The sequence below is a fragment of the Arthrobacter sp. SAFR-179 genome, from assembly GCF_059414945.1.
In genome coordinates, this window is sequence record NZ_JBPFDM010000003.1 from 274,821 (window position 1) to 288,236 (window position 13,416).

Below are 13,416 nucleotides of genomic sequence, written 5' to 3' on the forward strand. Positions count from 1 at the left end.
GCAGTGGCCGGCTTGTGGCCATTAGACGAGTCCAGTCAGATCACCCCTTGAAGTCACGCCAAGCTTGGTGAAGACCTGATACAGGTGGCCTTCCACCGTGCGCACGGAAACACCCATCTCCATGGCGATGTCACGGTTGGAGACGCCGCGGCCGGCCATCCGGGCGATCTGCCGTTCCCGGCTGGTCAGCAGCGGGCTCCCGCTGCTGGGAACGATGGGAAGGTTGGCGACAGTTGCGGCCAGGATGTCCAGCCGCGCCTGCGCCGTCCTCGCCGAAAGCGCGTCCCCGGCCTGCCGCGCAAAGTCCACCGCCAGCGCCATGCACCGGGCCTCAACGGCATCGAGTTCGAGCGTTGCTGCGATTTCACCGCCGGCAAGGAGGGTTTTGGCATCCTTTGTCCTGCTGCCGACGGCGATCAACCGCGAAACTTCCGCCAGCGGACCCTGCCGGTGGCCGGCGATCTCCTCGAGGAGGCGGAAGTCCGCGTCGCTGCCATTCACGGTTGCCGCCAGCAGGTAGATGCCGGCAACCGTATGCCTGCCCGCCTCAAGGTTCCGGCGGGCCCCTTGCTTCAGGGCTGCCACTGCCTCCGAATCGCCCAGCCAGCGCCCGGCCACGAGCGAACAAAAATCGATGATGCTCTCCGTGGCGAACCCTGCCCTGCCGGGTGTCCTCTGCAGTTTGGCCAGGTACTTGCGGGCGGGTGCGGCATTGCCGGTCTGGGCGTAAGCCAAAGCCGTGGCGGCGTAGGCGGTCCGCAGCGCGGCCTGGACTGGCTGCAACTCAAGCTGGGCGGCAGCGGAGATCAAAGGCTCCAGGGCTGCCTCACCGCGGCCGGAGAAGACAAAGGCCACGCCGGCCGCGAGTTCGGTGGCGGCGCTGCGGTATGGAAGCCGGTGGGTCTGCCCCGTGCTGAAGGGGCTGAGGAGGTCGATGCAGCGCCGCCACTGGCCAGTGATCAGCGCGACGAAGTAAGCCTCCCTGGCATAGCGTTCGCGGAGGCCCACAACGTGCGAGGCGTCGGTGAGCTGGCCACCGAGCTTTCGCATGAGCCCCAGCGCATCCATCTCGCGCCCGGTCAGGGCGAGTGCGCTCATCAGGATGACTGCGGACTGGAGCCGGAACCCGGTGTCGGGGTTGGCGGACGGATCGGCCGCCCGCTCGAGTGCCGGGATCATGGCCTCGTAATCGCCCGCATGGGCCTGGTATTCGAACTCACTCAAGGAGATACGGTTTGCCGCAACCGCTGCGGGTTCAGGCCAGGAAGAGTTGTTGTCCGCAGCCTCAAGCCGTTCGCGCGCCGCGGCGAGCAGTTCCCGGACCTTGCCCGCCTGGTCCGGAATGCAGAGCATGACCCGCGCCTTGGCGGCGACCACCTCCGCGTACTCCTGGGGTTCAAGGGCTTCGAGTTCAGGCCGGGAAATGGCATCCAAGGCAGAAAGGGCCTGGTCCGGCATGTCCAGCTGAAGGTACGCCGCAGCCTTTTGCCGTTGCGCCGGTGCCCACCCGGCGTCGGTCCGCTGAACCATCTCGGCGTAGGTCAGGGCGAAGCGGGGGTCGAAGAGCTGGACTGCGGCCTGGGCGGCTGCGAGCGCCAGCGCCGGACTCAGTTCGGCCTCGCACTCATGGGTCCAGGCGGCGAAAGACATGAGCTCTTCCACGGTCATGGCCGCCGGATCCGGCTCCTGGCCGCCCAGCAACATACTGCGCAGCTCCCGGCGCCGGGAGATGCTCAGCCAGGTCCTGACGACGTCTCCGATGTATTTCTCCCGCAGCGACACCCAGCGGTGCTCGGAGTCGTCAATCTCCAGCAGGCCGCCGTCCTCCATGTCCGCAACCACATCCGCGCCGTATATCGCGGTGAGGCCGGCCAGTTCCACCCGCCGGGCACAGGAAAGCATTTCGATGACGTCCCGCGTCGCGGGTGTCTCCCGCGACCAGCGCGAGCGGACGATGTCGTCAAGGCTGGCAGCGCCGTCGAGCACCACCTTGTCCCGCAGCGTCCACACCGAATCTGACAGGACAAGGTTCCCGGAGAGCTGCTGTTCGGTGACCAGGGCTTTGAGCAGCAGCGGGTTTCCGCCCACCATCTGGTGGTAGGTGGTGACCAGGGAGGAAGCGACACGGTGCCCCAGCAATGACAGCAGGACCTGCCGGGTTTGCAGCTCGTTGAGGTTGTTGAGCCTCACCTCCGTCAGCTTCCGCTCCGTCAGCAGCCAATGGAAGTCCGCAGGCAGGTCGCTGGCGTTCGGAGCGACGGCGATGATCTTCGCCGTACCAGTCAACAGGACATTCAACAGCACCCCGGCGCTCATGTCGTCGATACAGGCGGAGGTGTCCAGGGTAATGACGCAGGGCCGGCCCGCGGCGTCACTGCGGATAAGCGAGGTGATGCCACGCAGAATGGCTGTGGGCGAGCCCATGTAGGCCTGCGGCAGCCGGGCCAGCAGGAACGACAGGCAGCCGTACGGGGTATTGGAACCGGAGGGGCCGCTCCGGAGCTGCAGGGACCAGACGTCGGGACCCAGGTCTGCCACAGCCGCGCGCGCAAGGGAGGACTTACCCACACCCCTGGCACCGGTGATGACGGCTCCCAGGGAGTCCTCGCTGGTCAGGGCGGTGCGGACGGCGTCGAGGTTGGCGCTGCGTGCAGGCATGGACCATTGCTGGCCCTCCGGCGCCGCGGAGGTTGACGTGGGCAGCAGGTCACCCTGAGGTGTTGACCCACGTCCCCAGCTGAGTGGCTCGATTGACATGAACTTTTCCCCTACATCCTGCAATAGCGGGATGTAGCCCCATTGCTCCCCCGCATAGGAAGAAGAGTACCCCGTGGCACTGACAAGGAAATAGGGTCAAAGGGAACTTTTACGATTCCGGCTGTTGTGATCCCGACTTGGCCGGGTGGAACCTCTGCTGGGCGGCAGTCAGCCCGTCACGCAGCAGGAGCTCGACGGCATCGGCTGCATCGTCCAGCAGGAAGGGCAATTCCTTCAGTTCCGCAGTGCCGAAATCACGAAGCACGTAGTCAGCGGTGTCCATCCTGCCGGGCGGCCTTCCCACCCCTACCCGGACCCTCAGGTAGTCTTTGGTGCCCAGGGCCTTGGAGATGTCCCGCAACCCGTTGTGGCCGCCCTCGCCGCCACCGAGCTTGAGCTTGACTGTATTGAACGGGATGTCGATCTCATCGTGGACGGCCACCACGTGGTCCGCAGTGATTCCGTAGAAATTGGCCAGGGCGGAGACCGGGCCGCCGGAGACATTCATGTAGCTCATCGGCTTTGCCAGCACCACCCGCGGACCACCGATGCCCAGCCGGCCTTCGAGGACCTGGGCACGGGCCTTGTGGGTCTTGAACCCGGCCCCAACACGGCCGGCAAGTTCATCGAGCACCATCTGGCCCACGTTGTGCCGGTTGCCTTGGTACTGTGCGCCTGGGTTGCCGAGTCCGACGATCAGCCAGGTATCTGTCATGGAGTCAATCCTATGGGGGCGGTCTTGGCGGACATGAAGCCCTGCCTGCGGACATGGCAGTGGCCGGACCCTTGGGGTCCGGCCACTGTCAGGAACTGCCGGGTAATTACTCGGCTGCTGCTTCTTCGGCTGCGGGAGCTTCCTCTGCTGCCTCTGCTGCCTCTGCAGCTTCGGTCTCTTCCTCCGTAGCGGTGGCCTCGGAGATGTTCACCACGAGAGCCTCTGCGTCGGTCAGGAGAGCGGAACCCTTGGGCAGGACCAGGTCGGAGGCGTGGATGTGCTCGCCGGCGCCACGGCCTTCGATGCTGACGACGACGGACTCGGGCAGGTGCGTTGCCTCAGCCTCGAGGGATACAACGGTCAGTTCCAGGTTGTGAACGGTGCCGGGAGCGGTGTCGCCTTCAACGTGGACCGGAACGTCAACCGTGACCTTCTCGCCCTGGCGGACGGTCAGGAGGTCGATGTGCTCGATGATCTGCTTTACGGGATCGCGCTGGACGTCCTTGACCAGGGCCAGGTGGCCTTCACCGTTGATGTCCAGGGACAGCAGGGCGTTGGCGGTGCGGACGGCCAGGGTGGTGGCCTTCGCCGGCAGGGTGACGTGGATGGGCTCTGCGCCGTGGCCGTAGATGACGGCGGGGATCTGGTTGTTCATCCGGGCGCGGCGGGCGTAGCCCTTGCCGAATTCGGTGCGCAGTTCTGCTGCGAGCTTCTGCTCAGACATGGATATCTCCTTGAAAGACTAAACGGTGTTCAGCAAGGGCGGAGGTCTGGTGTGACCTTCAACGCCGGGCGCCGGATGGCGGCCCTTCAAGAAGGCAGTCCTTCAGCTGAAGGACTGTTCAGACCCAGTCGATAACGGAGGCTGTGCCCTCCCTCGCCAAGGTATCGCTGACAATCTTACCAGCGCCGGAACGGAATACTGAAAACGGGTCCTGCCCCACAGCGGCTGGGCGGCAGCCGCCGGGAGCAGGACCCGTCCGGGTGTGGTGCTTAGGCCTTGCCGTCGAAGAGGCTGGTGACGGAGCCGTCGTCGAACACTTCGCGGATGGCCCTGGCAATCAGCGGTGCGATCGAAAGGACCGTCAGCTGCGGGAACTGCTGCGAGGAATTCAGCGGCAGGGTGTTGGTGACCACTACTTCGCGTGCGCCGGACTCGGAGAGACGGCGCGCGGCCGGATCCGAGAAGACGGCGTGCGTTGCGGCGATGATGACATCCTTGGCGCCGGCGTTCTTCAGGACCGTGACGGCGCCGGAGATGGTTCCGCCGGTATCGATCATGTCGTCAATCAGCACGCAGGTGCGTCCCTCGATCTGGCCCACCACGGTCTTGGAGACAGCCTGGTTGGGGACAGTGAGGTCGCGGCTCTTGTGGACGAAAGCGAGGGGCGCGCCGCCCAGCCGCTCAGCCCACTGCTCTGCCACCCGGACGCGGCCGGTGTCCGGGGACACCACGGTGATGTTCTCGGCATCAACGCGGGTACGGATGTAGTCCGCCAGGAGCGGGATGGCCATCAGATGATCCACCGGCCCGTCGAAGAAACCCTGGATCTGGGAGGTGTGCAGGTCCACGCTCATGATTCGGTCCGCACCGGCAGTTTTGTAGAGGTCCGCCACCAGGCGGGCGGAGATGGGCTCGCGGCCGCGGCCCTTCTTGTCCTGGCGGGCGTAGGGGTAGAACGGCGAAACCACGGTGATGCGCTTGGCGGAGGCCCGCTTCAGCGAATCGATCATGATCAGCTGTTCCATGAGGTGGTTGTTCAGCGGTGCGGGGTGCGCCTGGATCACGAAGGCGTCGGTGCCGCGCACGCTCTCGCCGGCCCGGACATAGATCTCGCCGTTGGCGAAGTCGTAGGCATCAACGGGAAGGAGGTCAGTGCCGAGTTCCTTGGCGATTTCCCGGGCAAGCTCAGGATGGGCCCGCCCAGTGGCGAGCACCAGCTTCTTCTCGCCGTGCGCCGTAATTTCACTCATTGTTACTTGCCCTCTTCTGTAGATGCCGGGGTACTTGAGGAGTCTTTGGTGGCCGCCTGGGCCAGTTCGGCGGAGCGGGTTCCCGGCCGGTGCGCGGGGACCCATCCTTCGGCGTTGCGCTGGGCGGCAACGCTCAGCGCCAGCGCGCCTGCCGGTACGTCCTTGCGGATCACCGCGCCGGCGCCGCTGTAGGCGCCGTCCCCCACGGTGACCGGGGCAACAAAGACGGTGTTGGAGCCTGTACGGACGCCCGAGCCGATGACCGTGCGGTGCTTCTTCTCGCCGTCGTAATTGGCTGTGATGTTTCCACAGCCAATGTTGGTGTCCTCGCCGATTTCGGCGTCGCCGGCATAGCCCAGGTGGGACAGCTTGGAACCGCGGCCGATAGTGACGTTCTTGGTTTCATAGAAGGCGCCGATTTTCCCCTTTTCACCCAGCACCGTGCCGGGGCGAAGGTACGTGAAGGGGCCGACGGCGGCGCGCGGGCCGATCACGGAGCCGGAACCGTGGGTGCGGATCACCGTGGCGCCCTCACCCACGGTGACGTCGGTCAGGGTGGTGTCAGGGCCCACGACGGCGTCCCTGGCCACGGAGGTGGCGCCGTGCAGCTGGGTGTTGGGCAGGAGGCGGACGTCCTCGTCCAGGGTGACGGAGGAATCGATCCAGGTGGTTGCGGGATCGACGACGGTGACGCCGGCCCGCATCCACGCTTCCACGGTGCGCCGGTTCAGCTCGGCGCCGAGGGCGGCAAGCTGCACGCGGTCGTTGGCACCCTCCACCTGCCAGCGGTCGGCGGTGACCACGGCAGCCACCCGGCCGCCTGACTCGCGGGCCAGTCCCAGCACGTCCGTGAGGTACTTCTCACCCTGCGCGTTGTCGGTGGTGACCTTGCCCAGCGCCTCGCGGAGCACTGCGGCGTCAAAGGCGTAGATTCCGGAGTTGACCTCCCGGATCAGCCGCTCGGCCTCGGTGGCGTCCTTGTGTTCACGGATGCCGGTAACGGAGCCGTCGTCGCCGCGCAGGATCCGGCCGTAGCCGGTGGCGTCGTCAAGGACTGCCGTGAGGACTGTCACGGCGTTGCCGTCTCGTTCGTGGGTGGCCACGAGTTCGGTGAGCAGTTCCCCGGAGAGCAGGGGCACGTCGCCGTAGGTGACCACGACGGTGCCCGCCAGGTCCTGTTCGGCGTGCAGTGCCTGGAGCGCGGCCTCCACGGCCCGGCCGGTCCCGGGGATGTCGTCCTGGTCCACGATCACTGCCTGCGGATCCAGGGCGGCGACATGGCTTTCCACCAGGTCGCGTTCGTGCCGCACCACAATGGCCAGCCGCTGCGGGTTGATGCTGCGGGCGGCCCGGAGTGCGTGGCCCACCATGGACAGGCCGCCGATTTCGTGGAGGATTTTCGGTGTCCGCGACTTCATCCGGGTACCGGCGCCTGCTGCCAGAACGATTACAGCGGCCGGGCCGGTATTCTCGGGGATCACGTACGGGCTCTCCTTGCTTGATTGTGCTCACGCTGTGCGGCGTCCGGCGGTCAGCCCGCCGGGCACCGGATGCCATCCTCATGATCGCTTTTGCGCAGCAGTTCCGCCCATAGGATTCGAACCTATACTCCACGGCTCCAAAGGCCGGGGTGCTGCCGTTACACCAGAGCGGACCGTGCCGAAGGACTTGAGGCCCGGGCACAAGTCCCTATTTTGCCATGGGTTCAGGCCGCCGCGCGACACGGGCCATTCCGTTCCTGCCGGCCCGGCGGAATCCCGCCGGCGGCAGTGGGGCATGATGGGAAGGTGAGCAACCACCTTCCACGGATGCGGATGACGGGCCTGCAGCGCCGACGCCAGCTGATCGACGTCGGGCGCGGCCTTTTCGCCGTCCGCGGCCTGGACGGGACCACCATCGAGGAAATCGCTGCCTGCGCCGGAGTGTCCAAGCCGGTCATCTACGAACACTTCGGTTCAAAGGAAGGCCTGTACACCGAAGTGGTGGACTGTGAATTCCACATCCTCCTGGATGCGATCACCGCGGCGCTCACCGAGGAAGCCAAACCCCGCGTCCTCGTCGAACGCGCCGCGCTGGCCCTGCTCACCTATATCGAGGAACGCACCGAGGGCTTCCGGATCCTGATGCGCGACGCTCCCCCGTCCCAGCCGGAGGGCGCCTTCTCCACCCTGCTCTCCCACGTCACCGCCCGCGTGGAACACATCCTCTCCGAGGAGTTCTCCCGCCGCGGCCTCAGCGGCGAGGACGGCGCCATGTACGCCCAAATGCTCGTGGGCATGGTGGCCATGACCGGCCAGTGGTGGCAGGACAGCCGCCAGCCGGACAAGCACACCGTGGCCGCGCACCTGGTCAACCTGGCCTGGAACGGCCTGACCGGCCTGAAGAAGGACCCGGAGCTGCAGTCTGAGGGGTAACTGCCTGGTTCCGTCCGCGGCGCACTGGCCCTTCGCCGTCGCTTAGCGCCTAGGTCCCTTCCCAAGGCTCGCAAGCTCGCCTCGGGGCCCTCGGGACGACGCTTACGACGCCATAGGGGCCCAACGGTCGCTGGGCGACCTTATGGACCCGATGGCTCGCGATGCGCTCCTACGCGAAGGTCTCCTGCGCCGCTCGTGCCGGACCTCCCGTTCAGATCGGCGGCCACGCTGGAAGCCGGCGCGACTTTCCGGAGGCGGGCCTTCGGAAAGTCGCGCATCGCGACGTGTCAGGGCTTGAAGGTCGCCCAGCGACCGGAAAGCCCTCTACACGTTGTGTCTAAGCGACGTCGAAGGGCCGGTTCCGGACCCAACCAAGGTGCCTCAGTCGCCCAGGAGTTCGGAGGACTCCAGCCACTCCAGTTCCAGGGTGTCCTTTTCGTCGGCCAGGTCCTTGAGCTGCCTGTTCTGTTCGGCGAGGGCGTCGAAGTCGGACTGCTCCGTGCTCTTGACCATGTCGTCGTGGAGCTTTTTTTCCTGTTGGTCGAGCTTCTTGAGCTGCCGCTCAATCCTGTTGAGGGCCTTGCGGGCGTCCCGCTTCTCGGCTTCGGATGGTCCGGTCCCGCCGGCCGGCTGCTGGCCTTGGCCACCGCTGGTGGCCGGGTTTCCGCCGCCGGTCACGGTGGAACCGGCCAGGGCGGCTTCGCGCAGTTCAAGGTACTGGTCAACGCCGCCGGGCAGTCCGCGAAGCTTCCCGTCGCCCAGCAGCGCCATCTGGTGGTCGGTGACGCGTTCGAGCAGGTAGCGGTCGTGGCTGACCACCACCAGCGTGCCGGGCCAGCCGTCCAGTACGTCCTCGACGGCGGCGAGGGTGTCGGTGTCCAGGTCGTTTGTGGGCTCATCAAGCATCAGCACGTTGGGTTCACCCACCAGGAGCCGCAGGAGCTGCAGGCGGCGCCGTTCACCGCCGGACAGGTCCCTGACCGGCGTCCACTGCTTCTCGTTGGTGAAGCCAAGCTGCTCCACCAACTGGCCGGCGCTGAATTCCTTGCCGCCGACGTTGAAGGAACGCTTTTCCCGCTCAATCACCTCAATGACGCGCAGGTCGGCGACGTCGTCGAGCTCCTTGACTTCCTGGGTGAGGACGGCGGTGACCACCGTCTTTCCCCGCTTCAGCTTGCCGGCGTCGGGCGTGATCTCGCCGTTGAGCAGCTTCAGGAGGGTGGTCTTGCCGGCGCCGTTGACGCCCACCAGGCCCAGGCGCTCCCCCGGGGCCAGGCGAAGGGTGATGTTGTCGAAAAGCTTCCGGCCGTCGTCGCTGCCCTGGAAGTTGAGGGATACGTGCTCGAGGTCCAGCACATCCTTGCCCTGGCGCGCCGTGGCCATCCTGCTCAGGGCCATGGAGTCACGCGGAGCGGGAACGTCAGCGATGAGCGCGTTGGCAGCCTCGATCCGGAACTTCGGCTTGGCAGTACGGGCCGGAGCGCCCCGGCGCAGCCAGGCGAGCTCCTTCTTGACCAGCTGCTGGCGCTTGCCTTCCACCACGGACGCCATCCGGTCGCGTTCCGCGCGGGCCAGGACGTACGCCGCGTAGCCGCCTTCGAACGGGTCCACGATCCCGTCGTGCACCTCCCAGGTCTTGGTGCAGACTTCGTCCAGGAACCAGCGGTCGTGGGTGACCACCAGGAAGGCGCCCTGGTTGGCGCGCCAGCGCGTCTTCAGGTGCCGGGCAAGCCAGGCCACACCCTCGACGTCGAGGTGGTTGGTGGGCTCATCCAGCATGATGACGTCGTGGTCCTCAATCAGCAGCTTGGCGAGGGCCACGCGCCTCTTCTGGCCGCCGGAGAGGGCGTGGACGTTGGCGTGCCAGTCGACGTCGGACACCAGGCCGCCCATGATTTCGCGGATCTGCGGGTTGCGCGCCCATTCGTAGTCGGCCTGGTCCCCCACGATGGCGGCACCCACTGTGAGGTCGCCGTCGAGCACGTCGCTTTGGTCCAGGTATCCCACGTTCACGTCGCCGCGTTTGGTGACCCGGCCGGAATCCGGGGTGGAGCGCAGGGCCAGCAGCCGCATCAGGGTGGACTTGCCGTCACCGTTGCGGCCCACCATGCCGATCCGGTCCCCCTCCTCCAGTCCCAGGGTGATGCCGTCCAGGACGCTGCGGGTTGCGTAGGAAACCGTGAGGTTCTCGCCGCCAAGAAGGTGTGCCAAAGGGAACTGCTTTCTGCTGCCGGACTGTACGTTTTAAAGGAGGGTGTCAGAGATGATGCGCGCGCCCGGGACCGGGCCGTGGACGGGGAGGGCTGTCAGGCCGTAGTGCTGCAGGTCCTCCGCCAGCGCCTCCGCCGCAACGGAGTCATCAGCCAGCAAAGCCACGGTGGGGCCGGAACCGGAAACGATTCCTGCGATGGCCCCATGGGATTCGCCGATTCCCAGCGTATCGCGCAGGGCGGGCGACAATTCAATGGAAGCCCGTTGCAGGTCATTCACCAACACCCGGCTCAACGATTCGGCATCCCCGCCCCGCAGCGCCGTCAGGATCTGCGGATCCACGCTTGTGGGCTCACCCGCATCGACCCCTTCGGACGCCCGCAGCCGGTCCAGTGTCCGGTACACCTCCGGGGTGGACAGGCCGTAGTCGGCCACCACCAGCACCCAGTGGGTCTGCGCCTTGGCCAGTGCCGGGGACAGTTCATCGCCGAGGCCCAGGCCGACGGCGGTCCCGCCCAGGAGCGAGAAGGGGACGTCTGCCCCCAGTTCGGACGCCAGGTGAGCCAGTTCCTCCCGTGACAGCCCGCTGTTCCAGAGCGCATCACAGGCCAGGAGCGTGGCGGCGGCGTCGGCGGAGCCGCCGCCCATCCCGCCGGCCACCGGAACCCGCTTGGTGATTTCCAGATGCACGCCCGTGGCGTGCTCGGAGACGTCAGCCATGATGGCTGCCGCCTTATAGGCCAGGTTGTTGCCGTCCAGGGGGATGTCGACGGCGTCGAGGTCCAGAGTGCTTTCCGGGCTGAGGCTGATGGTGATGCCGGGGGCAGCGGTACTGGTCGCTGCCACTTCCTCATAGAGGGACACTGCGAGATAGACGCTGGCAACGGAGTGGTAGCCATCGGGCCGGAGCGGCCCTACGGCCAGGGAGACATTGACTTTGCCGGGCGCCTTGACCCGGACGGTCCTGGCGGCGAACCGCCCTCTGCCTGCCCTTTCAAGTCCCGCGCTCACGGGCGGTTTTCCCTGGCTTCGGCAATCCTGGCGAACGCGGCAATGTCAATGACCTCGCCGCGTGCGGTGGGGTCGACGCCGGCTGCGAGGAGGCAGCGCTCCGCTTCCGGGGCTCCCCCGGCCCAGCCGGCCAGGGCCGCCCGGAGCGTCTTGCGGCGCTGGGCGAACGCAGCGTCCACCACGGCAAACACCTGCTCACGCGTGGCCGTGGTTGCCGGCGGTTCGCGGCGGGTGAAGGCCACCAGCCCGGAATGGATTTTCGGGGCCGGCCAAAAAACGTTCATGCCGATCACGCCGGCCTTGCGCATCTGGCTGTACCAGGCGGCCTTGACCGACGGCACTCCGTAGGTCTTGGAGCCCGGGCCGGCGGCCAGCCGGTCAGCCACCTCGTCCTGCACCATCACCAGGCCGTGGCGCAGGCTGGGGAAGTGCTGCAACAGGTGCAGCACCACCGGAACCGCCACGTTGTAGGGCAGGTTGGCCACGAGGGCCGTGGGCTCCACGGGCAGCTCGGTGACCTTCATGGCGTCGGCGTGGACCAGGTGGAAGGCGTCGACGGCGGCCGGCCGCCATTCCTGCACGGTTTCCGGCAGCTTTGCTGCAAGGACGGGATCGATTTCGACGGCGACAACTGCCGCTGCCGCGTCAAGCAGCCCCAGGGTGAGGGACCCCAGACCCGGACCGACTTCGAGCACCGTTTCGTCCGGGCCCACGCCCGCTGCGGCCACAATCCGCCGGATCGTGTTGCCGTCGATCACAAAGTTCTGGCCCAGGGTCTTGGTGGGCCTGATGCCGATTTCCTCTGCCATCCGGCGTATGTCGGAGGCACCGAACAACGGTGCGGGCACGGCGGGGATCGGTTCAGTCACCTAGGTATCCTATCCCGCGCGGCACCCCTGCCCTGCCGGATTAACGGCTGTGGCCGGGCCCGGAGTACCCGGGCCCGGCCACGGCCGTTGAGTATGAGCTTGGGCTGTGGATCAGCTGGTTGCTGCCCAGCCGCAGCCCCAGGGCGACAGGCCGCGCTGCGCGTAAACGCGGTTGGCGATGTCGATCTGCTGTGCCTTGGTGGCCAGGCTGGCGTTGGGGGCGTAGGCACCGCCGCCGGCTCCGATCCAGGTGCGGATGTCGAACTGGAGACCGCCGTAGTAGCCGTTGCCGCTGTTAATGCTCCAGTTTCCAGTGGACTCGCACTGGGCAATCTTGTCCCACATGGCTTCATTCATCATGGCCGGTGCTGCCGCTCCGGTGTTTGCGCCGGCAGGTGCCGCAGGTGCGGCCTGCGGAGCAGGCTTGGCCTTGGTGCCGACGGTGACCTTCTCAGTTACGGGCTGCACGGCCACGTTTTCCGAGACCAGGGTACGGGAAGCTTCGCGTCCGTCCACGAGCACCAGCTTGAAGGTACGCTCAAGCTTGCCGGCAGCGCCCGCCTGGGTCACTTCCTTCTCGCCCTTGAGCATGTCCGCGCTTTCGACGGTAACGGTCTCGAAGGGCACCCCTTCACTGGTGACGGCCGTCTGGCTGGTGTCAACGCGGGACACCTTGATGACCATGTTGTTCACCACGTTGGCGTTGGCCGGCTGCGAGGAGCGGTCGTTGGCGCCGAGGGTCACACCGGAATCTTCAAGTACCTTGCCAACGGTAAGGGCAGTAGTGGTGGCCGTGTTCACCTTGCCGTCAGCCACGATGCTGACGGTCTTCGGGGTGGAAATCGAAACGTAGGAACCGGCCAGCGAGAGGGTGGCATCCTTGGGGGCCGAAACAGACGAGGCACTGGCGACGCCGAGTTCGGTCACCAGGTCTTCGACATCCTGGGCCGTGGTGTTGACCGTCTTTTCAGCCCCGTCAAGGCTGACCTTGACTTCCTTGGCCTGGTTGATGTTGATGACCGTGCCGTTGTGGACGGTCGCGTCAAGGGAAGGCGATACGCGGTCGCCGGGCTTCAGTTCCAGGTTGGCGGTCTTGACCACCTGTTCCACTGTTCCGCCAAAGGACTGCACGGACGACGCTTTGCCGTCCACGTTGAGCGTGATTGTTTTGTTATTGCCCACGAAGGCTACGAGGCCCGCGACCAGGCCGCAAAGCACCAGCAGCTGGGCACCAACTTTGATATAGCTGAACTTGCCGTCCGATGTGAAGAACTTGATCACGATTGCCCGTAACTCTCGGTCCATCCGGGCACGGGGAAACGCGCAATAAAATGCCCGGAGCAACCTTGAAAAGGACGGTCCGGGCACCAGTGCGCCGCCACACTCCGCACAGCGGCATGGCCGGATTCTGGGATTCTGGACAGGCCGGGCCGGCTGCAACTGGAGTGAAATTACCCGTTGGCCT

Annotated in this window: 10 protein-coding genes and 1 tRNA gene; 1 reads left to right on the forward strand and 10 read right to left on the reverse strand. The window is 66.2% G+C overall.

Annotated elements, in window-relative coordinates; translation table 11 throughout:
- Positions 1-21: 21 nt before the first annotated feature.
- From ACR65K_RS08125 to ACR65K_RS08150, 6 genes are all read right to left on the reverse strand, one after another.
- On the reverse strand, positions 22-2,757 hold the full coding sequence (locus ACR65K_RS08125) for a helix-turn-helix transcriptional regulator (RefSeq protein WP_440152162.1): 2,736 nt from the start codon (positions 2,755-2,757) through the stop codon (positions 22-24).
- Positions 2,758-2,866: 109 nt separating this feature from the next.
- On the reverse strand, positions 2,867-3,472 hold the full coding sequence (pth, locus tag ACR65K_RS08130) for an aminoacyl-tRNA hydrolase (RefSeq protein ID WP_440152163.1): 606 nt from the start codon (positions 3,470-3,472) through the stop codon (positions 2,867-2,869).
- A gap of 106 nt (positions 3,473-3,578) precedes the next feature.
- Complete coding sequence (locus tag ACR65K_RS08135; RefSeq protein WP_440152165.1) at positions 3,579-4,196, reverse strand: 50S ribosomal protein L25/general stress protein Ctc; 618 nt, start codon at positions 4,194-4,196, stop codon at positions 3,579-3,581.
- A gap of 269 nt (positions 4,197-4,465) precedes the next feature.
- Positions 4,466-5,446 carry a ribose-phosphate diphosphokinase gene (locus ACR65K_RS08140; RefSeq protein WP_056332285.1) on the reverse strand — a complete coding sequence of 327 codons (981 nt, stop codon included), beginning with the start codon at positions 5,444-5,446 and terminating at the stop codon, positions 4,466-4,468.
- A gap of 2 nt (positions 5,447-5,448) precedes the next feature.
- Positions 5,449-6,927: a bifunctional UDP-N-acetylglucosamine diphosphorylase/glucosamine-1-phosphate N-acetyltransferase GlmU gene (gene glmU, locus ACR65K_RS08145; protein ID WP_440152167.1), complete on the reverse strand. Its 1,479-nt coding sequence runs from the start codon at positions 6,925-6,927 to the stop codon at positions 5,449-5,451.
- A 101-nt stretch (positions 6,928-7,028) separates the two neighbouring features.
- Positions 7,029-7,100: transfer RNA gene (locus ACR65K_RS08150), tRNA-Gln, on the reverse strand.
- A 133-nt stretch (positions 7,101-7,233) separates the two neighbouring features.
- Between ACR65K_RS08150 and ACR65K_RS08155 the strand changes: the two genes are divergently transcribed.
- A complete protein-coding gene (locus ACR65K_RS08155) occupies positions 7,234-7,860 on the forward strand; it encodes a TetR/AcrR family transcriptional regulator (RefSeq protein WP_440152168.1) in 627 nt (208 codons plus the stop codon).
- Positions 7,861-8,241: 381 nt separating this feature from the next.
- Here ACR65K_RS08155 and ACR65K_RS08160 read toward each other — a convergent pair whose 3' ends face one another.
- The 4 genes from ACR65K_RS08160 to ACR65K_RS08175 all read right to left on the reverse strand — a co-directional run bounded on the left by ACR65K_RS08160 (position 8,242) and on the right by ACR65K_RS08175 (position 13,256).
- Positions 8,242-10,071 carry an ABC-F family ATP-binding cassette domain-containing protein gene (locus ACR65K_RS08160; RefSeq protein WP_440152170.1) on the reverse strand — a complete coding sequence of 610 codons (1,830 nt, stop codon included), beginning with the start codon at positions 10,069-10,071 and terminating at the stop codon, positions 8,242-8,244.
- Positions 10,072-10,104: 33 nt separating this feature from the next.
- Positions 10,105-11,082, reverse strand: a complete 978-nt coding sequence (locus tag ACR65K_RS08165; protein ID WP_056332291.1) for a 4-(cytidine 5'-diphospho)-2-C-methyl-D-erythritol kinase — start codon at positions 11,080-11,082, stop codon at positions 10,105-10,107.
- Entirely contained in the window at positions 11,079-11,951 is an 873-nt protein-coding gene (rsmA, locus tag ACR65K_RS08170) for a 16S rRNA (adenine(1518)-N(6)/adenine(1519)-N(6))-dimethyltransferase RsmA (protein ID WP_056332293.1), read from the reverse strand. The genes ACR65K_RS08165 and rsmA overlap by 4 nt, the downstream gene beginning before the upstream one ends.
- Before the next feature lie 111 nt (positions 11,952-12,062).
- Positions 12,063-13,256: a resuscitation-promoting factor gene (locus tag ACR65K_RS08175; RefSeq protein ID WP_440152173.1), complete on the reverse strand. Its 1,194-nt coding sequence runs from the start codon at positions 13,254-13,256 to the stop codon at positions 12,063-12,065.
- Positions 13,257-13,416 lie beyond the last annotated feature (160 nt).

Coding starts and splice junctions, on each gene's coding strand:
- pth (WP_440152163.1), bottom strand. CDS start 3,472: ATGACAGATACCTGGCTGATCGTCGGACTCGGCAACCCAGGCGCACAG.
- ACR65K_RS08135 (WP_440152165.1), bottom strand. CDS start 4,196: ATGTCTGAGCAGAAGCTCGCAGCAGAACTGCGCACCGAATTCGGCAAG.
- ACR65K_RS08125 (WP_440152162.1), bottom strand. CDS start 2,757: ATGTCAATCGAGCCACTCAGCTGGGGACGTGGGTCAACACCTCAGGGT.
- ACR65K_RS08140 (WP_056332285.1), bottom strand. CDS start 5,446: ATGAGTGAAATTACGGCGCACGGCGAGAAGAAGCTGGTGCTCGCCACT.
- ACR65K_RS08175 (WP_440152173.1), bottom strand. CDS start 13,256: ATGGACCGAGAGTTACGGGCAATCGTGATCAAGTTCTTCACATCGGAC.